This is a genomic window from Bartonella sp. CL25QHWL (genome assembly GCF_042195335.1).
GTDB lineage: Bacteria > Pseudomonadota > Alphaproteobacteria > Rhizobiales > Rhizobiaceae > Bartonella.
In genome coordinates this window covers 1-626 of sequence record NZ_JBHIOE010000101.1, presented here as the reverse complement: position 1 = coordinate 626, position 626 = coordinate 1, and the positions used below count along the sequence as shown (strand labels likewise).

Annotated in this window: 2 protein-coding genes; both read left to right on the top strand. The window is 45.5% G+C overall.

Features of this window, described 5'->3' with window-relative positions:
* Positions 1-252: 252 nt before the first annotated feature.
* Positions 253-390, top strand: a complete 138-nt coding sequence (locus ACFILY_RS09675) for a hypothetical protein (RefSeq protein ID WP_375673392.1) — start codon at positions 253-255, stop codon at positions 388-390.
* Between the two features lie 44 nt (positions 391-434).
* Positions 435-626 (top strand): hypothetical protein (locus tag ACFILY_RS09670; RefSeq protein WP_375673390.1); only part of this gene is annotated, 192 nt, incomplete at its 3' end.

The following is a 626-nucleotide window of genomic DNA, read 5'->3' as shown; positions in this document are numbered from 1 at the left end:
AAGGAGATAGACTCTGATCGTCGCGTGGAATAGTGATAGCCCTGAAGCTCAAATGTACTCAGTACCTCCAAAGTAAGCTCGCGATAGGTGGGTTCATCAATATGAAGTACGGTGTCCCACCCGTCATGCGAGATAAGATCCCGGACGGTACTGGCAATGCCCAAAGTTCTCAAGGTTTCTCAATCGATTGTCCTGACGGTGCCGAATTCCCGTTGAGACAATAACGCGAATCGCGCCTTGTGGACTTCATGCTTGAAGGTAAGCTCGCGAATGGGCGGTGGAGAGACACGCCGAACTCGCTTGCCGGCTCTAGGTTTGGGCGGCATACCTACAAGGCGACAACAACCATCAAAAGCCGAAATTTGGGTTAAAAATGATAATTTAAAATAAAATGCTGAATTTCTAGGGTTTGCTACAGTAAAACCGGGAAACTTTTGCAAGAGTCTCTTCTTGTAAAAGTAGCAAACCAAGTTTACAACGCTTTAGAATCCAGGCAAACATTCACAAGACGCATTAACAACAATATTCCCAAGAATTTCAGCCCAAAAACCCAAACAAAAACCCAAGAAATGGAGAGTTATGGAGCTTACCTCAAGCTAGGGCACCAAAGTGAGGATGAAGTGGAA